Genomic DNA, 19,358 nt, shown 5'->3' on the forward strand with positions numbered 1-19,358 from the left:
GTTTCGATGCGGCGCTGAGGCGAGGCGGCGAGGGCTGACTTCAGGGAACCTGTGCGACGGGGGAGACGCCGCGGATCACGCAGGAGAGCCCATCGTACAGCCTACGTCGCGCCTGCCTGAGGACGGATGGGTTTCGCCCTCCGTGGTTTCGCGACCTTCCCCTCCGCGACTCTTTAGCGGCGTCTAGAATCCCTTACGCCGTAAGGCTTGCCGATTTTCTCGATTCTTCCGTCGATTTTAGGGCAGAAGCCGCCTCTCGAACGTTTGCGGAAAGCCGCGGGGCCCGCCTAGAATAGAGCCCCCGCCGGCGCTGCCTGGAGACAGCCTCTCCGCGGCGTCGCTGCGTTCGTCCGAAACCGCTCTCCCGGAGAAGACCGCCTTGAACATCGCCTGGACGCCGGAACTCACCGCCGCCTGCGACGCGGCGTTTCTCGCTGCCCGGCTCTGCCGCGCGGTGCAGGCGGGGCGAAACGCCGCCTCCGTCGAAAAGAGCGACCGCAGCCCGGTCACCATCGCCGACTTCGGCAGCCAGGCGCTGATCTCGCAAACGCTGGCCGTGCGCCTGCCCGACGACGGCATCGTCGCGGAAGAAGAAGGCGACAAGTTTCGCCAGACCGACCCGCGGTTCATCGAACAGCTTCTGGGTAAGCTCGAAGCGCTCGGGACGCCCTCCGACGAAGAGACGATCGCGACGGCGCTCGACCGGAATCGGGTCGACGGCACGGGCGACCGGTTCTGGACCGTCGATCCGATCGACGGCACGAAGGGCTTTCTGCGGGGCGAGCAGTACGCCGTCGCGATCGCGCTCGTCGTGAACGGGAAGGTCGAAATCGGCGCCCTCGCGTGCCCCAATCTTCCCCGCGGCACGCTGATCGCTCCGGACGCACCCGACACGCCGGGCCTGCTGACGGTCGCCATTCGCGGCAAGGGCGCCTACGGCTTCGCGCTCGACAGCCAGGGCGAACCGCCGCTCTGGCTGAGCATGCCGGCCGTTCGGCTGCGCGTCAGTCGCCAGCAGTCGGCGTCGCTGTCGCGGATCTGCGAATCGGTCGAAGCGGCCCACACCGATCAGGGCGATTCGCACCGCCTGGGCGACTATCTCGGCATCGCTTCCGAGCCGCTCCGAATGGACAGCCAGTGCAAGTACGCCGCGGTCGCACGGGGCGACGCCGAGATGTACGTCCGGATCCCGACCGATCCGCTCCGCAAGGAGAAAATCTGGGATCATGCCGCCGGGATGCTGATCGTTCAGGAAGCGGGCGGCGTCGTGACCGATCTCGCCGGCAAGCCGCTGGAGTACCGCCTGGGCGATGCGTTCGGCGCCAACTACGGCGTGCTGGCGACGAACGGTTCGCTGCACGATTCGGCGCTCGACGGTCTGCGTCAGCTCGGCCTGGCGGGGCCTGCCGAGGCGGAAGCGGTCTGAGCGGCTGGCGTGCGAATGGCGAGCGGAGGGTGTAAGCCCTCCGTGTGCTGAACGCTGACTCGACGCCGAAAGCTCGGGGGGTTCACACCTCCCGCTCAGGCGCCAGCGACCCTACGGCGTCTGGCCGACTTCGGATACGCCGTCGAAGTCGGGGATCAGCACGAGACGGAAGCCGAGCGTGGGCGAAACGACCCCCGGCTTCGCCTGACGCCGTTCGGAAAAGTCGCGAGTCTCCACAGGGTCCGCGAACGATCCGCCGCGAACGCTCCGTCCGGCAGCTTCGACGGCGACCCAATCGGCAGGCGCCGGCGCGGGCGAGTAGACCTTCGCGCTCGCGGCGTCCTCGACGGCGTAGGCTGATGCGTCGTAGACGTCAGCGCACCATTCGGCGACGTTCCCCAGAAGATCTTCGGCGCCGCACCAACTGCGATCCGCCGGATCGACGCCGACGTCGCGCGCTTCCTGTCCCGTCGACGGGGCGGGTTCGTCCGTGCCGGCATCAGCGGAAAGCGAGTCGGGACGCAGGACGCTATACGGTCCGCGGGCCGCGTACTCCCATTCGATCTCCGTCGGCAGTCGCACGTCGAACTTCGACTCTTCCGCGACCCACAGGCAGAAGAACTTCGCGAGCGCCCAACTGACGCTCGCCGCCGGTCGGTCCAGATCGTCGCGGGCCTTGATCGCCGCGTCGACCTTCGGATCGTCGGCGTAGTTCGCGCGCAGGAACGCGACGAACTGCTCGTCAGTCACCTCGTGACGGGAGACGAAGAAACCTCGGTCGACGACGATCTCCTGCGCGGGCGCGGCGACGCTGTTCGCGATCGCGGCCTGGCTCTCCGCGGCGGTGCGCCCCATCCGGAAGCGACCGGGCGGGACGTAGACGAAATCGATCGTCGTGCCGCTCTCGTCGCCCAGTTCCAGCGTCAGCTTGCCGTCCAGCGTCGCGCGAAGGATCTTCGCCGCGCGATCGGCACGGGCCTGTTCAGCAGGGGAAGCATCGACCGCCAGCGAACCGGCGAGCGCCTCGTTCCCCGACGCTGCCGAACCGGGCGCTGCCGAAACCGGCGCGTTCGATCCGTTCGTGGCGACGCCGTCGACCGCCGATTTCAGCACGCTGAGCCGTCCGTCGATGTCCTGACGCAGGGCCGAAAACTGATCTTCGAGCGAGCGCTGTGCCGTGGAGAGCGAACGGATCTCGCGGAGGATCTCCTCATGCCGGTCTTCTGCCGAGAGCGGCGGCGAGAGGGCGGGCCGCGGAGCTGCGGGATCGGGCATCGCTCCTCCCGGGAGCGCGGATTCGGCTTCCGGATCCTCGCCGCTGAGCGGTGCAACGGGAGGAGTCGCCGGCGTCGGCGATCCCGTGGCGGGCGATCCATCGAGCGGCCGCAACCCGCCGCCGTCGCCATCCCCGTCGACGTCCGCGGGAGCGGTCGGTCCGATCGGAGGCGGCACGGCGAGCGATTCCGGAGCCGTCGAAAGGGGCGCCGCGGCGGGGCTCTTCTCCACCGGAGCGATCGGATCCGATGCGAGGCCGGGAGCCGGATCGACGCCCGGCTCGACTGCGCCATCCGCGTCATCGGACGCAGGATCGGCGTCTAACGTGACGGAGGATTCGGCGTCCGGATCCGTTTCTTCGATCGCGACCGGCTTCGCGGCGGTGCGGGCGGCATCGGACGCAGCTTCCGATTCCGCCGAGACAGGCGAACCGTCGGCGACTCGCGGAGCCGAGATGTAATCGTCCTTCGACGGCAGCGCACGCTCGGGACTCTCTTCGTCGTCGGGCGTAGCGTCGACGTCCGGATCAGCAGGCACGATCGGAGCGTCGGGCCGTCCGACCGGCGCCGGTCTCCCCGCGAATTCTTCCTGCAGCCGATCGAGCAGGCCCGGATTGACCCAGACCACGAACAGGATCGGCACGAGCAGAATCAGCGCCGCGAGCAGAAACGTCGAGAACCAGTCGAACGCCTGCGTGCGTGCCATGGACGTGGACCTGCGTAAATCGAGCGACGAAAGGAATCCTGCGACGCGGACGCGCCCGATTCCATGATAGCCATGCTCGCGCTCGATTGCCCGGGACGAATCGGGCGGATCGCCTCTGCCGACTGAGGTCGCGGGCCCGCATCGTTCCGATGGCGCGGGTCGCGCAAACTGGAACGGGTCCGACGAGAGAAAGCTTCCTCGCCGTCTACAGTACGCCTAAAGCTGCGTCGGGTTCGGCGCGTCGCCGTAGACTTCCTGCGGGTCGAAGGTCTTCGCCTCTTCCATGTAGACCAGATCGTCCGGTCCGCCGGAGATTTCTTCGCCGACGGGGACGCGGCGATAGAAGCAGGAACGATAGCCGACGTGACAGCTCGCCCCGCTGCCGAGCACCTCGACGCGGAGCCAGATGGCGTCCTGATCGTCGTCGATGCGGAGTTCGCGGACCTTCTGCACCAGGCCGCTGGTCGCGCCCTTGTGCCAGATAGTCTTACGCGAGCGGCTGTAGTAGACCGCTTCGCCCAGTTCGATCGTCTTCCTGAGGGCCTCGGCGTTCATATAGCCGAGCATCAGGACCTCGCCCGAGGCATGGTCGGTCGTGACGCAGGGGATGAGCCCGTGCTCGTCGAACCGCGGCGCGAGTTCGTTCCCCTCTTCGACCTGTTCGATCGTGCGGCGTTCGGCGAAGCGGGTCATGACGCGGTCGTTCCCAGGACGGACGGTCGGCCGATCGGCCGTGAAAACTTCGGCTTATGGGCCGTGAAACGTCAGGCCGTGCGAACGTCGATCAGCCGGGCGGCCGACCGAGATCAGGCCGGCGCTTCCCGCAGGGAGGCGAGCAGCGACAGCCTCGGCTGACTTATAATAACGAAATCCTCACGAACGAGAAGCGTTTCGCGCGGCGCCGCTACCGGCAAAAGACCGGTTTCGAACGATATCCTCGACGGAATTCGACCGCGACGCCCTTTCCCCTCCCGGCCACTTCGCATGCCGCCGTTTTCGTTCTCCGGCTCGTTTCCGCAGACACGCCTCCGCCGGTCGCGTCGCGAGGATTGGTCCCGCCGGCTGGTCGCCGAAAACGCGCTAACGCCCGCCGATCTGATTCTGCCGCTCTTCGTGGAAGAGGGAACGAACCGGCAGACGCCGATCGCTTCCATGCCGGGCGTCTTCCGCCGGTCGATCGACGGCACGGTCGAGATCGCGAAACGAGCCGCGGAACTCGGCATTCCCGCCATCGCGGTCTTTCCCGCGACCGACCCGAAGCTGAAGACGGACGACGCCCGCGAGGCGATCAACCCGGAGAACCTGGTCTGCCGGACGGTCCGGGCGATCAAGGCCGCCGTGCCGAACCTGGGCGTGATCTGCGACGTGGCGCTCGATCCCTATTCGAGTCACGGACAGGACGGCCTGGTCCGCGACGGCTACGTCGTCAACGACGAGACGATCGAGGTTCTGCAGCAGCAGGCGATCGTGCAGGCCGCGGCAGGCTGCGACGTGATCGCTCCCTCGGACATGATGGACGGTCGCATCGGCGCCGTGCGAAAGGCTCTCGACCAGGCGGGTTACGACCGGACGTTGATCCTGTCGTACGCGGTGAAGTACGCCTCGGCGTTCTACGGACCCTTTCGCGACGCGGTCGGCTCCGCCGGGAACCTGGGTCAGGGCGACAAGAAGACCTACCAGATGAATCCGGCGAACGCCGACGAGGGCCTGCACGAAGCGGCGCTCGACGTCGCCGAGGGTGCCGACTGGCTGATGGTGAAGCCCGGCCTCCCCTATCTCGACATGGTCGCTCGCGTGAAGGACGCCTTCGGCAAGCCGACCTTCGCCTACCAGGTGAGCGGCGAGTACGCGATGATCGCCGCAGCCGCGGAACGAGGCTGGCTCGACCGTCGACGGACCGTGCTCGAAAGTCTGCTCTGTTTCAAGCGAGCCGGCGCCGACGGCGTGCTGACCTACTTCGCGATTGAAGCGGCGGAGTGGTTGCGGGAGGGTTAGGCCAGTTCGATTTGAATTCGATTCAACGCACGATCACCGACGCCGCGTTTCGTACCTCCGGCGTTTCCGCTTGCGACGCCGTGAACGGTTAGCATGAAACGGGGCCTCGTCCTCGGCATAAGGACGACCCTCCGAATCGAGCATCGGTCGATATGTCCCGAACCCGAGTATCGCGTACGCCTTTCGCATCGCGTCGTTGGGCGACGCGGCCGAGAACGTTGCAATACGGCGTAGACGATCGCCTCGCTCTTCTTCGATAAACGGAGGAAGAGCGAGTCCCTCGATTGACGCCGATTGATTTCGGCCACGCCAGACGGAATAGACGCGTCGAGCCATCACACGGTCTCCGTGTGGTACAGGATCAGCAAATTTTCGAGGTGATTGCACTCCGAACACGCCGATGACGTCGTTCTGCGACGCTGGGCGATTCGTCTTGGCAAGCGACCTCCGCCCCGGTAGCCGTCCATCGCCGGATCGTTACGATACCCCCATGATGACCGTCGAAGAACTGATCGAGGAATTCGCCGAGTTCGAGGACTGGCAGGACCGGTATCGCTACCTGCTGGAATTGGGCGACGATCTGCCCGACTTTCCGGAGGAAGAGAAGACCGAGGCGAACCTCGTCCAGGGCTGCCAGAGCCGGGTCTGGATGACCGCGGACATCGACGACTCCTCCGAACGCAAGCTCCGCCTCCGGGCTGACAGCGACGCGGCGATAGTGAAGGGCCTGATCGCGATCCTGGTCGCGCTGTACGACGATCGACCGGCCCGAGAGGTGAACGAAGTACCGATCGAGAGCGTGTTCCAGCGGATCGGCCTGGGCCAGCGCCTGAGCCCGCAGCGCAGCAACGGTTTCTACGCGATGGTGAACCGCATTCGCGACCTCGCGGCGAACGGTCGGTGACCCACCGCACGGGATCCCGATTCGCGTACGCCGACGACGATTCAGCTGCGGCACGGAGGGCTTACACCCTCCGCTCGCCAGGATTGACGTTGCATGCGAGCGACTGGCGCTGTCGTGGTCTCTTTTCGGGCGCTATCGTGGGACGCGCTTCTCTGGACCGCCCTTCTCCCGGATCCGCTTGAAGGGGCGGCAGGGCTTGATCTTCGTGCGGGACCGCCAAGAAAGTTCCGTCGGCAGGATCGCGCATCCCGAGTTGCTCTCCGCTCTTCCGAGGTCGCAACATGAAGAACGTCGTCGCGCTCATCCTGGGGGGCGGTCGGGGCACCCGGCTTTATCCCCTGACGAAGTTTCGCGCCAAGCCGGCCGTGCCGCTGGGGGGGAAGTACCGCCTGATCGACATTCCGATCTCGAACTGCATCAACAGCGGGATCAAGAAGTGCTACGTGCTGACGCAGTTTTTGTCCGTCAGCATGCACGCCCATATCAACCAGGCGTATCGCTTCGATCGGTTCGATAACGGCTTCGTCCAGATCCTCGCTGCGACGCAGACCGAGACTGAAGGCGCCGACTGGTTCGAAGGGACCGCGGACGCCGTCCGCAAGAACCTGCGGTACATCGAGAGCCGGGGCGTCGATTACGTCCTGATCCTGTCGGGCGATCAGCTCTACCGGATGGACTACGGTCAGTTCCTGAACACGCATATCGAGTCGGGCGCCGAGGCGACCATCGGCGGGCTCCCCGTCTCCCGGCAGGCGGCGAAGTCGTTCGGCGTGATGCGGATCGACGGCACGGGCCGCGTCCAGGGCTTCGCGGAGAAGCCGCAGACCGACGAAGAGCTCGACGCCTTCAAGATCGACGCCGAGTGGTTCGCCTCCCAGGGCATGCAGCAGGGGAATCGCGAACTGCTCGCGAGCATGGGGATCTACATCTTCAACCGCGACTTCCTGCTCGACTGCCTGAACCTGACCGACTATCAGGACTTCGGCAAGGAGGTCTTCCCCGCCGCGATCCGCAGCCGGCACGTGCAGGCGCACCTGTTCGACGACTACTGGGAAGATATCGGGACGATCCGCGCGTTCTACGACGCGAACCTTGCGCTCACGCGACCCAATCCGCCGTTCGACCTGCATCTGCCGCAGGCGCCGGTCTTCACCCGGTCGCGGTCGCTTCCGCCGACCCAGGTGGACGGAGCGCAGGTCTCGTCGTCGATCATCGCGGAAGGATGCCGGATCGGAAAAGGCTCGGTCATCGAGAACAGCGTGATCGGCCTGCGATCGGTCATCGGCGAAGGGGTGACGATTCGCAATTCGATCATCATGGGCGCCGACTACTACGAAGACGAAGAAGACACGGCGAAGAACCGGGCCGCCGAGGTTCCTGACATCGGGCTCGGCGACGGCACGCACGTCGAGAACGCCATCGTCGACAAGAATTGCCGCATCGGACGGAACGTTCGCGTCCTCAACGAGGCCGGGGTTCAGGAACATGACGAGGAGAGCTTCGGCATCCGTGACGGCATTCCGGTGCTCTGCAAGGACGCCTTCTTTCCGGACGGCTGGCGTCTGAAGACGAGCTGACGCGAGTCGCTCCTCCGATGATCGGGCCATCATTCCTCCTTCGGGTGCCACTGGCTCTGCCAGTGCCGTATTGGGCGCCGACGCGACCTTAATCGACAGTGGAATCAAGCTGCCGCACTGGCGGAGCCAGTGGCACCCGGCATTGAAGCTCGCCTGCCGTGCGTCTTTCCCTGCTCGATGCGCTGGAGGCCGCCTGGCCTCTGCACGAATGGATCGGCCACCCGGTCGTGGTCGCCTGCTCGGGCGGACCGGACAGCGTCGCCCTGGCGGCAGCGCTGAGCGAACTGACGGAGTCGGCGACCCTGTCGCTCGCGTACGTCCATCACGGCCTGCGGGCCGACGCCGATCGCGACGTCGAAATCGTCGAACGACTGGCCCGGAACCTCGGCGTGGCGGTCGACGTCGCGCACGTCTCGCTCCCCCGCGATACGGCTCAGGGCGAGGGAACGGAAGGTCTCGCGCGGCGACTGCGTTACGAAGCCCTGCGACGGATCGCGCGGCAGCGGGGCGCACGCTACCTCGTCACCGCCCATCATGCGGAGGATCAGGCCGAGACGGTTCTGTTCCGCATGCTGCGCGGGTCGGGCGAATCGGGTCTGCTGGGTATCGCTGGCCGCCGACGGCTGGGGCCGTACGTGACGCTGGTCCGTCCCTGCCTGGGGATCTCCCGGCAGACGCTGCGGGACTACGCCGAAGAGCGGGGCCTCGCGTTCGTCGTCGATCCGATGAACGCCGATCCGAAGTACCTTCGCAGCCGGATCCGCCAGGAACTGCTCCCCCTGCTGGAGGAGCGTTTCTTTCCTGACGCGGTCGCGGCGCTGAGTCGCCTGGCGGAGGATGCGGCGGAGCGCCGGGCCTTCGTCGAGCGCCGGGCGGCAGAGTATCTTGACCGGTTCGCATTGCGCGATCGGGACGAAATCGCCGTCGATTTCGCGGCGGCGATCGCGGAAAGCCCCTTCTTCGTCCGCGAGATCGTCCGATTGCTCTGGATGCGGAACGGCTGGCCCCGACAGAATATGTCTCGCGCGCGGTGGATCGAACTCGGGAATCTCGTCGGTTCGCCAGCCGACGCGGACGCGAGCCCTGCGGGCATGTTTCCCGGGGGAGTTCGCGTCGTCCGGCGGGCAGGGTCCGTCTGGACGTTCGCCGCGCGGGCGGGGGTAGACGAAGCGGACGCGGACCCGCTGGATTGAATCGCTCCGGCTCGCCCTCGACGCAATATGCGTTCGCGATCGAACATCGCGAACCGGACTCGGGGGGTTCACACCCCCCGCTCGCCGGAAGAATTGGAATCGAAGAGAGTCTTGAAAGGATTCGCCATCGTGCCAGCCGACCGCTGCCCCGTCTGCGATTGCAGCGACTTCGTCTCGACCGTGCAGCGCCGGGGCATCCCGGCGATGCAGAACTACGTCTTCAAGACGCGTGACGCGGCGCGGTCGGCGAAGCGGGGCGATCTCGATCTGCGGGTCTGCACCGGCTGCGGCTTCGGCTGGAACGGCGCCTTCGACCCGTCGTTGCTCGATTACGACCTGGGTTACGACAACAGCGTTCCGTCGCGCGTGATGGACGCTTACTACGACTCGCTGGCGGACGAGTTGTACGAAACCTATGAGCTCTCGAATCGTCTGATGATCGACGTCGGCTGCGGCAAGGGAACGTTCCTGCGTCGACTCGCTCGCCGCCGGCCCGACGTGCGGGGACTCGGCGTCGACCCCAGCTTCGAGAGCGAACCGGGCGACGAGGCGCTGCCCGTACAGTGGATCGTCGACCTGTTTCGCCCCGAGCAGGTGACGGAGCGCCCTGCCGTCGTGATCTGCCGGCACGTGATCGAGCACATTCCGCGGCCGGTGGAGTTCCTGCGATCGATCGCCGACGGCCTGGACCGTCATCCCGGGACGCCCTTCTTTCTGGAGGCGCCCGACCTGAGTTGGATCGTCGAGCAGGAGGCGTTCTGGGACTTCTGCTACGAACACTGCAACTACTTCTCGCCGACGAGCTTCGCGGTCGCGCTGCAGCGCGCGGGTTTCGGCGTCGATGGCGTTTCGACCGGCTTCGGCGACCAGTACCTGCATGCCTGCGCCAAGAGCGACGCCGCGATCGAGCGGTCGCCCGCGGTCGCCGACGTCGCGGCGCTCTTCGTGAAACAGTTCGCCGACTATGCCGAGCGCGAGGCCCGCAGCCAGGAAGAGGTGCGGGCCCTGCTCGCGACAGCGAAATCGAACGGTCGCCCGATCGTGCTCTGGGGAATGGCGACCAAGGGCATCCTGTTCGCCAACCTCGTCGATCCCGAGGCGACGCTGATCGACGCCTGCGTCGACGTCAACGAACGCAAGCAGGGAGCGTTCGTGCCCGTCACGGGCCATCGGATCGATTCGCCGAAGAGCCTCCGAGGAACGAGCGATCCCCTCGTGATCGTGATGAACCCGAACTACGCAGGCGAGATCGCGGAGACGCTCCGCGGGCTGGAACTCGATGCGACGCTGATCGACGCTCATGGCGCTCCGCTGCAGGGCGTCGGAGCGGCGTAATCAGGCGGATTGGCGACGCTTCTTCCGGTTCGGCATGGCGCTTGCACCCCTCTCTGGACGTATCGCAACGTTCACGAGAGGAATCGCCATGACGACCGCCACCGACGTCAACAAACACTTTCACGAGATTCTCGAAGACTTCGATTCGGCGATGCTGGTCACGCAGACGCCCGCGGGCCAGCTTCGCGCCCGGCCGATGGCGCTGGCCCACATCGACGAAAACAACGACATCTGGTTCTGCAGCCAGTCGTTCGCGGGCAAGGTGGACGAGGTGCAGAACGACTCCCAGGTCTGCGTCACGCTGCAGAGCGCGACGAAGTACCTGTCGCTCAGCGGCAAGGCGGAAGTCCGCGCCGATCGCGCGAAGATCGAGGAGTTCTGGACCGAGTCCTGGAAGGTCTGGTTCCCCGGCGGGAAGGACGACCCGAGCCTGATCCTGATCCGCGTCGCCGCCGACGTCGGCGAATACTGGGACAACTCCGGCTCCAAGGGGATCGGCTACCTGATCGAAGCCGGCAAGGCCTACCTGAAGGGCGAGCGACCCGACGTCGAAACGCCCGAGCGTCACGCGAAGACGAAGCTGTAAGCGAATAAATCGACAGAGGGCGCTCGACGCTCGCGCCGTCCATCGCGTCGGCAGCGGGCGAGCGGAAACGGTTCCTGCTCGCCTGCGACGTCATTGCAGGAAGATCAGGAACGCGGCTGCAAGCAGAGCCTGATCATCCAGGGTCCCGTCGCCGACCGTCGCGAGCCGCTGTCCGGAAGCGTTGACGACGTACGAGTCCTCGACGCGAAGCAAGACGTCGCCCTCCGGGCGGAAGACGCCGCCGTTCTCGACTTCGGCCAGCGTCTGCCCGTTTAGATTGACGAGGCTCGTTCCGCTGGTCGTCGCGATGGTTCGATCCTCGATGTTCCGGATCTCTCCCTCGCTCAGGCTGAGCAACGCCTGCCCTTGCAGGTTCCTGAGTTCAAGCATCTGAACCCTCCCGGCGACGGGTGACGAACGGTGAACCGTGAAGCGTCGCAGTCCGGTGAGTCCCGGTGCGGCAGTCTGCGACCGCGCGCATTAAGGGCTACGACCCTGCCCTAACCGAAATCGCAGTCGATCGATAACGGCTGGAACCGAAGGAACGCCCGGTTCGACCCCCTTCTGCGCGGTCACGACTCGGTATCCGCCGCATGCCGGTGCGGATAGGGTTCAAGATGGACCAGCACGTCCCGGAGCACGTCGAATTCGGCGACCAGTCGGTCCTTCACCTGATGGCCGATCGCGTGCCCTGCGGAAACGGTCAGGTCGGCGTCGACCTGGACGTGGATATCGGCCAGATATTCCAGGCCGGTCTTGCGCACGTAGAGCTTCTCGACAGCGCGAACGCCCGGCACCGCAGCCGCGGAGGCGCGCACCCGATCGACGAAGGCGGGCTCCGCCTGCGGATCGAGCAGTTCATGCACGCTCGACAGAAACAGCTTGCTCGCCGACCAGAGGATGCCCGCCACGACGACCAGCGCCGCCGCTTCGTCCGCCCAGACCCACGCCTCGCCGCCCCATCGGACGAAGATCAGTCCGGCCAGCACGGCCAGGGAGCAGAACGCGTCGCTGCGATGGTCCCACGCGTTGGCGACGATCGCGGCAGAGCCCGTTCGGCGACCGACGTAAACCTTGTAGCGATACAGAGCCTCCTTCACGACGACGTTCCCTGCGGCGACGGGCAACGTCCAGAGGGGCGGGACGTCGTGCCGCATGCCGAAGCGGGCGATCGCCTCCCACGCGATGAGCAGGGCCGAGCCGATGATGATCACGGCGATGTTGGACGCCGCGACCGCTTCGGCGCGGGTATGTCCGTAGGGATGCTCTTCGTCGGGCGGCGTCTGGGCATAGCGCAGGGCCACGATCGCCACGATCGAGGCCAGCGTATCCCCCAGCGAGTTGACGGCGTCGGAGATCAGCGCGAAGGAGTTGCCGACGATGCCGGCGACCAGCTTGACGATCCCGAGCAGCAGATTGGCGATCAGGCCGATCACCGCCGCGAACGTCGCCTCGCGGTAGTGCGGCGCGGCGTCGACGTTGACCGTCGCGTGAGCTTTGGCCGAGGGCTCGGCCGCCGAGTCCTTCTCGGCCTGGCCGCTCACGCCGGTTCCTTTTCGGCGCCCTCGTTCGCCGCCGTCGCATCCTTCTCGGCGGCCTTCTGCGCGGCAGCGACCTCTTTCCGCAGGCGGTAGAACTCCTGCACGTTCTTCCGCTGGTAGATCTTCGCGTTCGCGTGCGGTCGCGCGAACAGGACCTTCGCCTGGGCCTCCTCGGGCGTAATGTCCAGGGCGGCCACGAGCCAGCAGACGGCGATCGTCGCGCTTCGGGCGCGACCCGCCTTGCAGTGGATGTAGACGTGCCCCCCCTCGTCGAGATGGCGCTGGACGAATTCGACGCCCTTCTCGATATCGTTCAGCTTCATCTCGGTGAAGTCGATCGTCGGCACGCGAAGCTGGTCGATGCCGTGCTTCTCGTACTCGATGATCGGGCCCGCGTATTCCTCGCAGGTGTTGACCACCCCGGTGACGCCCAGCTTTCTCAACGGCGCCACGTCGCGGGAGAAGGGCCGCGCGCCGAGATAGACCCCCGGCGCGACCTCGTCGTACCAGTTGCGCAGCTTCAGCGTCCGACCGAGAAAATAGTTCCAGGCCAGCGTCGGATAGAGCAGCGTTCGCGCCCTGAGCTGTCGCAGGTCCAACGGTCTTACTCGATCGGCAAGCGGGAGAGATCGCGCGTCGCCCGGCGGTCGCCGCGGCAGCGGGGGGACTACGCGACGGGCATGATCTGTTCTAGGCCGACGAGCGCCGTTTCCCAAGGGGGGCGTCGCTCCTGGTAGGCGTCCCACCAGGCCAGCAGCGCCTCCGCGGCCCGCTCTCGATGCGAATCGAACAGCCCCCACCGTTCCAGCGCCAGGGTGACCGTCGCCTCGTCGCAGCGGACCAGTTCCAGTTCTTCCCCCGCCGCGAGCGTCGCCGGCAGCATCGCCAGCGCCGCGATGCGTTCGATATCGTCCTCTTCCAGTTCCTGTTCGTATCGCGGGATATCCAGGCCGAGCTGCGACAGCATCCACGCCAGCCGCAGCGTCTCGGGCAGGTCCGGATGCGGATGGACGAGCATCCCTTCCCACGTCACGCTGTCGGTCGGCAAATGCGCCGAACCGCCCCCGCCGGTGAAGGGATGGACGACGACGACCGTCGCTTCGCTGACGAGCAGGCCCGGCTCGGTAAGGCTTTCGATCGCACGCATCAGCCCGGGGCCCAGCGTCTCCCAGGCCTCGCGTATCGGACGAACGCGCAGCGGAAGCTCCTCCGCCAGTTTAGGCTTCAGGTTCGACAGTTCGCGTTCGATGCGTGCGAAGCGGCCGTCGAATTCCAGCGTCAGATCGAACGGCGCGAACGGAAGCTGGGCCGAGCGTCGGATCGTCCGCTCGATCGCCGCCCTGCGCGTTTCGGCGAGAGCCGTCCAGGCGACGAGTTCGTCCCAGAACTTCGCCGTCGGGAGGTTCGTCTGCCGCAGCGCCGCCTGAAAGTCCGTCGCCTCCCGCACCAGCGCGGGAGAGACGTCGATCGCGTCGCTCCGCTCTCCCCGCCGGAGCGCACGGCCCGCGTAGGCGGCGCTCGCCAGCGTCGGCGTTTTCCAGGTGAGCTTCATGACGGCGCAAGCGAAATTCGTAGAAGGCGACGGACCGAACATAGCCCGCGGCTCGGGGAGGGACCACCGGGGGGGCTGAGGTAGCTCGCCTCTCAATATCGCTGTGGGATACGAGGTCCGCTGAAGTCGGAGTGCCACGGCTGGCTTGTCCAGCCGTGCAGCGGGCAGCGGTTCGTTCCCCCCGACAAGCCTTCGTTTCCCGATGGATTGCGTCGAGATTCCAGCGGCGATTTCGTGACGCATGCTCTCGCGAATCCGTAGTCCCTTCCGGGGCCCTGCACGGCTGGGCCAGCCAGCCGTGGCACACAGACCGATAGCGTCAGCGTTGACTTATAATGCTTCGACGCGGACGAGAGGTTCGCCGAAAGCTCGCTCCAGAGAACGCGATGATCATCATCGGCACGCGCGGCATCACGTCCTCGACCGGGGAGACCGGCGACTTCGCGTGTCCGACGTGCGGCAAGCAGACCGCTTATCGCGAACGACAGATCCGGCAATGGCTTACGCTCTACTTCATCCCGGTCATCCCGCTCGGGCTGGTGGGAAAGTTCCTCGAGTGCGGGACCTGCCGGCAGGCTTACGATCCGTCGATCCTGACCTATGATCCGCAAGCGGATCGGGAGGCCTTCGGACGGGCGCTGGCGGAGTTGCTCACGCGTCTGGCGCTCGAGGACGGCACGTTCACCATCGAGGAACGGCAGGTCATTTTCGACTTCTATCGCCGGACCACCGATCGCGAACTCGATCCCGGCGAACTGACGACCATGGTGGACCGGGTCCGTCGCGAAGGACCGCGGTTCGTCGAATCGGTAAAGGCGGTTGCGCCGATGTGGAGCGGCGAGGCGCTCTCCTGGTTCATTCATGCCGCCTTCAGTCTGGCCTGCGCCGAAGACGACATGCCTGCGGAAAAACAGAAGGCGCTGGCGGAACTTCCCGCCGCGCTGGGCGTATCCAAAGAAGACTTCCAGCGCGTGGTCGCGGCTTCCGCCGAATCCGAACAGGAAACTGACGCATGAACCGGCCCCCTCAACGCCTGCGACGGTCTCTTCGAAGCGCCCTCGCCCTGCTCGCGCTTTCGGGCGGCGCGTTCGCCGCCCCGACGTTCGCGCACGGGGCGGACGAGTCGCCGCGCTCCGTCGCGGCGGAGCCTTCGGCCGAGGCTCTCGTCGAAGCGCTAGGGGACGCGGAGTACTCCGTTCGCGAGGCGGCCGCGGCGAAGCTGCTCGCCAGCCCCTCGTCGAAGGAGGCCCTTCAGGCGGGCGGCGATCACCCCGACCTAGAGATTCGCCTCCGCAGTCAGGAGATCCTGAAGCGACTCGTGCGGGACGATCGGGAACAGAAGTTGTCGGCCTTTCTGGCCGATCCCGCTGCGGTCGAGAAGAGCGAACTACCCGGCTGGGCCGCGCTGGAAGAAGCCGTCGGAGCGGGCCGAACGGCGCGCGAAACGTACGTCGCCATTTATCGAGAGCGGCCGGAGACGCTCGACGCGATCGCGAAAGGTCCGCTCGCAGCCGAAGCCGAGTTGCTCCGCTTGGCGCAGCTACTTCAGGGATCGATGCAGGGCCGACTGCCCGATATGGACGACCTGGTCGCGGCGATGCTCCTGGACGAGTGCGCCGCGAAGGAGGCGTCGTTCGAGCGGGTCGTTCTGATCCATAACCTCCTGTCGAGCATTCAACTGCAACAGTCCGTCGGCACGGAACCCGAGACGACGCCCGCGATGCGGCTGCTCAAGCGCTGGGTGAGGCGCGACCCGGGCCCGACGATGCGGCAGTTCAAGCTCCGCACCGCCCTGCTCTACCAGTTCGGCCCCGAGGCGCTGGACCTGAGCCGCAAGACGCTCGCGACCGGCAGCGCGCAGCAGTCCTCCGACCCGATCGCGACGGCCATGCTGGCGGTCGGACGCTACGGAACGCCCGCGGATACGGCGGCGCTTTCGCAGTACCTCGACGAGGAAGAGGTCTGCCACACCTGGTTCAACGGCAACGCCCAGTCGATCAAGATCCAGGTTCGCGACGTCGCCATGGCGGTGGCGCTCCACCTGCAGGGGCAGGATCCGAAGGCGTTCGGCTTCCCGTTCGTACAGCGGGAGGAGACGTCGCTCTTCGCGATCTACACCCTCGGCTTCGAGAAAGACGTCGACCGCGCCGCGGCGATGCGGAAGTTCGCCGAGTGGGCACGAACCAGCAAGGCGATCGAACTGCCCGCGAAGTTCGACGCCAAAATCCCGTCCGGCGACGCGGCGGAGGACTCCTGAGCGAGAGAACGCCGTGAAGGAAGTGCATGTTGCGCGAATGATCGGCTGAATCGCTGCGCGAATCGTCGCGACCGGGTGGCGCTGGTTGTCCCAACCAGCATCCGCGCAGCGGATCGGAGGCCTTCGCGGCCCGTCGGAATCCTCGCCGCCGGTTCCCGTCGAAGCTTTTCCTCAAAGCAGCTCGGCGACTTTGCGCCGAATTCGCCCCGGGGCCTCCGACGGGCTGCGCCCGCGCTGGTTGAGACAACCAGCGCCACCCCGAGTCATCGCCGACGGCAAACTGCGAGACGCTCTCCGAGCCGTTGGGCGCACCTCGCGAATTGCGCGCATGGTCTGGGTGGCCCGGATTGCAAGCAATCCGGGCCACCCAGACCATGCATTTCGCCGAGACTGACGACGCGTCGTGAAATGTCGCTGTACGACACGCGAACTCCGATGCCAGTCGCGAACCGCGAGACGCTCTCCGAGCAGTAACCGGCTGCCGATCGGCCTTGCTGTTTCGGCGCGGACCTGCCTATCCTCCTGGCGAGTCCAAGGACCAACGCTCGCTGCAAGGAGGCAGGTATGACGGTCGTGAAGTTTTCGATCCTCACGCTGATCGCGGGAGGATTCTGCACGCTGCTCGGAATCGGAATGTGGATGGGGCCGCAGGAGACGCCCTGCAGCGCCCAGACCGGCACGACGACGGTCGCCGTCGCCGAGTCCCCCGCGCCCTGCAAGAGTTGTTGGTCGCAGCCGTCCGACGTGACGTTCAGCGTCGACGTCGTCGCCACGGAATCGCAGCGCTGCGGCGGCGGCCCGTGCAGTCTGCCTCCCAGTGACGCTTGCGAAAGCGGCGCCTGCGATCTGGTGGCGTCGTCTGCGCCTGCCGAACCGACTGCTTATGCGACGTCGGCGCCTGCTCATGCGGTCGTCCCGCGCATTCCGCCGGCGTCGTTCGGCGCTTGCGACTCGGGCGTCTGCGTTCCTCCCGGCGCTTCTTACGCCGTCGGCGGCTTCTGCCCGCCGGGCGTTCCCTGCCCGCAGCCGCAGGGCTACGCGGCGCCGGTCTACCATGTCGCGCCGTGCTCCGGCCCCGATTGCCCGCCGCCCGCGTACTCAAGTTCGTACGCGGTCGTTCCGGCGCACCACTACCCTGCTCCGGTCTATTCGGCCTACGCCTCGTCTCGCGAGGTCGAGCCCCGCTCGAACGACGAGCCGAGCATGGAGATGATCGAGGCGTTCATGGAAGAACGCGAAAAGCGCTACGAGTCGCAGATCGAGTCGCTCGAAGCGATGATGGAACTGAAGCTCGAAGCCCAGGAAGCCCTGCTCAAGGCTGAGCATCAGGTCGAAATGGCCAAGCTTCACGCCGAGGCTTACGTCAAGCTCGCCGGCATGGAACAGGCCCTCCGCGAAGAGAAGGCCTTGCTGCAACTGGTCGCCGACGGAACCCTTCCGACCGAGTCGCTCCGGGCCATCCTCGCCCGGAATCATGCGAACGGCCACGGCTCGCCGGTTCAGCAAGCGTCGACCGCCGCCGCCGACAGCGCGTGCGAGAAATGCGCCTGCGAAACGTGTAAGTGCGAACAGACCGTCTCGATCGCCGCGCCGGCCTGCGGATCGTGCCAGACGTCGGCTTGCCAGGCGTCCGCGTGCGAAACGAAGGCCTGCGGGACCGTCGCTTGCGAAGCGGTCGTTTGCGAAGCCGCCACGTGCAAGGCGTCCGCCTGCTGCAAAAGCGGCGACTGCCAGCCCTGCGAAGCGACCACGGTCGTCAGCGTCGAGGCTTGCGAAAAGTGCGCGAAAAGCTGCGAAGCCTGCGTGAAGGCGTGCGGCGAATGCAAGGTCGCCGGCGCTACGCTCTCGTGCGACGCGCTGACCGTCTCAGCTGACGGCAAGACCTGCACGATCGTGCTCGGCTGCCCCAGCGGAGCGTGCAAGTCGGGACAGTGCACGATCGCCGCATGCCCGGTCGCGAATGGCCCGGTCGCCGCGAGCGAGACGGGCAAGTGCGGGACCTGCGACAAGTCGACCCCGGTCAAGGCGACCGACTCTCCCTTCGTCTGCGAGAAGGACGGCTGCGAAGTTCGGTTCGACGTCACGGGCGACATGCCGGACCTCTCGAACATCCCGTACCTCGGGCGACTGTTCCAGAATCCGGTCGCCGCGGAAGCGGCCGAGGAAGCTGCTCCTGCCGAAGAAGCACAGCGCTGACGACTGAAGGCGGTTCAGGCTCGATCGTCGGCTTACTCGATCGACGGACTCGGGGGACTTCCGTCCCCCGCTGGCCCGCACGATAGGGAGACGCCGGTCGCGTCGCGGTCGAAGCTTTCGAGCATCTCCGCGAGCAATTCCAGGGGGAGTCCGACGACATTCGACGGGCTCCCCTGTTCGATGCGCAACCAGTCGTTGCCGTCCTGGTAGCCGAACGAGCCCGCCTTGCCTTCCCACAGGTGCGTGTCGAGGTACTCCTCGATCGTCTCGTCGCTGAGCGGCTCCATCTCCAGCTTCGTCTCGGCGCCGCGGACGAGTCGCCTTCCGGTCGCGGCGTCCCACAGGCAGACGCCGGTGTAGACGCGATGCCGCGTCCCCTGCAACCGGCGAAGCATCTCCCGCGCGTGCTCGCGATGCGCCGGCTTGCCGAGCGCGGTCCCCTGATGTTCGGCCAGCGTATCGGCAGCGAGAATCATCCCCCGCTCCAGCTGCCCCTGCCCCATACGTGCCGCAACGTTCTGCGCCTTCTGAAACGCCAGGCGGATGACCGTCTGCGGCGGCGTCTCGCGGGAACAGATGCCGCATTCGGCGCCGTCGTCCGGCACGTCGACGCGAAAGCGATAGCCCGCCTCCTCCAGCAGTTCCCGCCTGCGCGGCGAACCGCTCGCCAGGATCAGAAACGGCGACTCTGCCGAAGCTCTGGGGACGGGAACGTTCGGATCGGGAGGCATGGCGCTGCGGGTGGGTCTACCGTTCAATGTGCGGGGCGGAACGTGCGCCATGCCCACATCTCCGCAGGAAGGGTGGGCATGCTGA

The 19,358-nt window shown here is 66.5% G+C and carries 17 protein-coding genes; 10 read left to right on the plus strand and 7 right to left on the minus strand.

The genetic code is table 11. The features are described 5' to 3' along the window. The first annotated feature begins 379 nt into the window (after nt 1-379). Nucleotides 380-1,426 carry a 3'(2'),5'-bisphosphate nucleotidase gene (locus SH602x_RS22960; protein ID WP_479474492.1) on the plus strand — a complete coding sequence of 349 codons (1,047 nt, stop codon included), beginning with the start codon at nt 380-382 and terminating at the stop codon, nt 1,424-1,426. Nucleotides 1,427-1,537: 111 nt separating this feature from the next. On the opposite strand, the gene SH602x_RS22965 is transcribed toward SH602x_RS22960, so the two are convergent. Both SH602x_RS22965 and hisI read right to left on the minus strand, forming a co-directional pair. Then, nucleotides 1,538-3,406 (minus strand): formylglycine-generating enzyme family protein, encoded by a 1,869-nt coding sequence (locus SH602x_RS22965; RefSeq protein ID WP_479474493.1) that lies wholly within the window; start codon nt 3,404-3,406, stop codon nt 1,538-1,540. 216 nt (nt 3,407-3,622) lie between these two features. Beyond that, nucleotides 3,623-4,099 (minus strand): phosphoribosyl-AMP cyclohydrolase, encoded by a 477-nt coding sequence (gene hisI, locus SH602x_RS22970; protein WP_479474494.1) that lies wholly within the window; start codon nt 4,097-4,099, stop codon nt 3,623-3,625. 291 nt (nt 4,100-4,390) lie between these two features. Between hisI and hemB the strand changes: the two genes are divergently transcribed. From hemB to SH602x_RS23000, 6 genes are all read left to right on the plus strand, one after another. Next, complete coding sequence (hemB, locus tag SH602x_RS22975; protein ID WP_479474495.1) at nt 4,391-5,401, plus strand: porphobilinogen synthase; 1,011 nt, start codon at nt 4,391-4,393, stop codon at nt 5,399-5,401. A 490-nt stretch (nt 5,402-5,891) separates the two neighbouring features. Further along, nucleotides 5,892-6,305 (plus strand): SufE family protein, encoded by a 414-nt coding sequence (locus tag SH602x_RS22980; RefSeq protein ID WP_479474496.1) that lies wholly within the window; start codon nt 5,892-5,894, stop codon nt 6,303-6,305. A 281-nt stretch (nt 6,306-6,586) separates the two neighbouring features. Further along, nucleotides 6,587-7,882 (plus strand): glucose-1-phosphate adenylyltransferase, encoded by a 1,296-nt coding sequence (locus SH602x_RS22985; protein WP_479474497.1) that lies wholly within the window; start codon nt 6,587-6,589, stop codon nt 7,880-7,882. Between the two features lie 158 nt (nt 7,883-8,040). Next, complete coding sequence (gene tilS, locus SH602x_RS22990; protein WP_479474498.1) at nt 8,041-9,075, plus strand: tRNA lysidine(34) synthetase TilS; 1,035 nt, start codon at nt 8,041-8,043, stop codon at nt 9,073-9,075. Nucleotides 9,076-9,204: 129 nt separating this feature from the next. Then, a complete protein-coding gene (locus tag SH602x_RS22995) occupies nt 9,205-10,410 on the plus strand; it encodes a class I SAM-dependent methyltransferase (protein ID WP_479474499.1) in 1,206 nt (401 codons plus the stop codon). Between the two features lie 88 nt (nt 10,411-10,498). Then, on the plus strand, nt 10,499-10,996 hold the full coding sequence (locus tag SH602x_RS23000) for a pyridoxamine 5'-phosphate oxidase family protein (RefSeq protein WP_479474501.1): 498 nt from the start codon (nt 10,499-10,501) through the stop codon (nt 10,994-10,996). 90 nt (nt 10,997-11,086) lie between these two features. On the opposite strand, the gene SH602x_RS23005 is transcribed toward SH602x_RS23000, so the two are convergent. From SH602x_RS23005 to SH602x_RS23020, 4 genes are all read right to left on the minus strand, one after another. Continuing rightward, nucleotides 11,087-11,437, minus strand: coding sequence for a 5-fold beta-flower protein (locus tag SH602x_RS23005; protein ID WP_479477135.1), 351 nt, complete (start codon nt 11,435-11,437; stop codon nt 11,087-11,089). Nucleotides 11,438-11,568: 131 nt separating this feature from the next. After that, complete coding sequence (locus SH602x_RS23010) at nt 11,569-12,540, minus strand: cation diffusion facilitator family transporter (RefSeq protein ID WP_479474502.1); 972 nt, start codon at nt 12,538-12,540, stop codon at nt 11,569-11,571. Beyond that, nucleotides 12,537-13,136, minus strand: a complete 600-nt coding sequence (locus tag SH602x_RS23015) for a dual specificity protein phosphatase family protein (protein WP_479470781.1) — start codon at nt 13,134-13,136, stop codon at nt 12,537-12,539. Before SH602x_RS23015 ends, SH602x_RS23010 begins: the two co-directional genes overlap by 4 nt. A gap of 68 nt (nt 13,137-13,204) precedes the next feature. Continuing rightward, nucleotides 13,205-14,089, minus strand: a complete 885-nt coding sequence (locus SH602x_RS23020; protein ID WP_479474503.1) for a hypothetical protein — start codon at nt 14,087-14,089, stop codon at nt 13,205-13,207. Between the two features lie 386 nt (nt 14,090-14,475). Between SH602x_RS23020 and SH602x_RS23025 the strand changes: the two genes are divergently transcribed. The 3 genes from SH602x_RS23025 to SH602x_RS23035 all read left to right on the plus strand — a co-directional run bounded on the left by SH602x_RS23025 (nt 14,476) and on the right by SH602x_RS23035 (nt 18,542). Next, nucleotides 14,476-15,105, plus strand: coding sequence for a zinc-ribbon domain-containing protein (locus tag SH602x_RS23025; protein ID WP_479474504.1), 630 nt, complete (start codon nt 14,476-14,478; stop codon nt 15,103-15,105). Beyond that, nucleotides 15,102-16,346 (plus strand): hypothetical protein, encoded by a 1,245-nt coding sequence (locus tag SH602x_RS23030; RefSeq protein ID WP_479474505.1) that lies wholly within the window; start codon nt 15,102-15,104, stop codon nt 16,344-16,346. The genes SH602x_RS23025 and SH602x_RS23030 overlap by 4 nt, the downstream gene beginning before the upstream one ends. 564 nt (nt 16,347-16,910) lie before the next feature. Continuing rightward, nucleotides 16,911-18,542 carry a hypothetical protein gene (locus tag SH602x_RS23035; protein WP_479474506.1) on the plus strand — a complete coding sequence of 544 codons (1,632 nt, stop codon included), beginning with the start codon at nt 16,911-16,913 and terminating at the stop codon, nt 18,540-18,542. Between the two features lie 32 nt (nt 18,543-18,574). On the opposite strand, the gene SH602x_RS23040 is transcribed toward SH602x_RS23035, so the two are convergent. Beyond that, nucleotides 18,575-19,273, minus strand: a complete 699-nt coding sequence (locus tag SH602x_RS23040; RefSeq protein ID WP_479474507.1) for a Maf family protein — start codon at nt 19,271-19,273, stop codon at nt 18,575-18,577. Nucleotides 19,274-19,358: the final 85 nt, after the last annotated feature.

This window comes from Lignipirellula cremea (genome assembly GCF_056501455.1).

Bases quoted from the DNA above. Each gene is read 5' to 3' on its own strand.
- SH602x_RS23000 (WP_479474501.1), top strand. From the start codon at position 10,499: ATGACGACCGCCACCGACGTCAACAAACACTTTCACGAGATTCTCGAA.
- SH602x_RS23030 (WP_479474505.1), top strand. From the start codon at position 15,102: ATGAACCGGCCCCCTCAACGCCTGCGACGGTCTCTTCGAAGCGCCCTC.
- hemB (WP_479474495.1), top strand. From the start codon at position 4,391: ATGCCGCCGTTTTCGTTCTCCGGCTCGTTTCCGCAGACACGCCTCCGC.
- SH602x_RS22965 (WP_479474493.1), bottom strand. From the start codon at position 3,406: ATGGCACGCACGCAGGCGTTCGACTGGTTCTCGACGTTTCTGCTCGCG.
- SH602x_RS22980 (WP_479474496.1), top strand. From the start codon at position 5,892: ATGATGACCGTCGAAGAACTGATCGAGGAATTCGCCGAGTTCGAGGAC.
- SH602x_RS23040 (WP_479474507.1), bottom strand. From the start codon at position 19,273: ATGCCTCCCGATCCGAACGTTCCCGTCCCCAGAGCTTCGGCAGAGTCG.
- SH602x_RS22985 (WP_479474497.1), top strand. From the start codon at position 6,587: ATGAAGAACGTCGTCGCGCTCATCCTGGGGGGCGGTCGGGGCACCCGG.
- SH602x_RS23025 (WP_479474504.1), top strand. From the start codon at position 14,476: ATGATCATCATCGGCACGCGCGGCATCACGTCCTCGACCGGGGAGACC.
- SH602x_RS23020 (WP_479474503.1), bottom strand. From the start codon at position 14,089: ATGAAGCTCACCTGGAAAACGCCGACGCTGGCGAGCGCCGCCTACGCG.
- hisI (WP_479474494.1), bottom strand. From the start codon at position 4,099: ATGACCCGCTTCGCCGAACGCCGCACGATCGAACAGGTCGAAGAGGGG.
- SH602x_RS23035 (WP_479474506.1), top strand. From the start codon at position 16,911: ATGACGGTCGTGAAGTTTTCGATCCTCACGCTGATCGCGGGAGGATTC.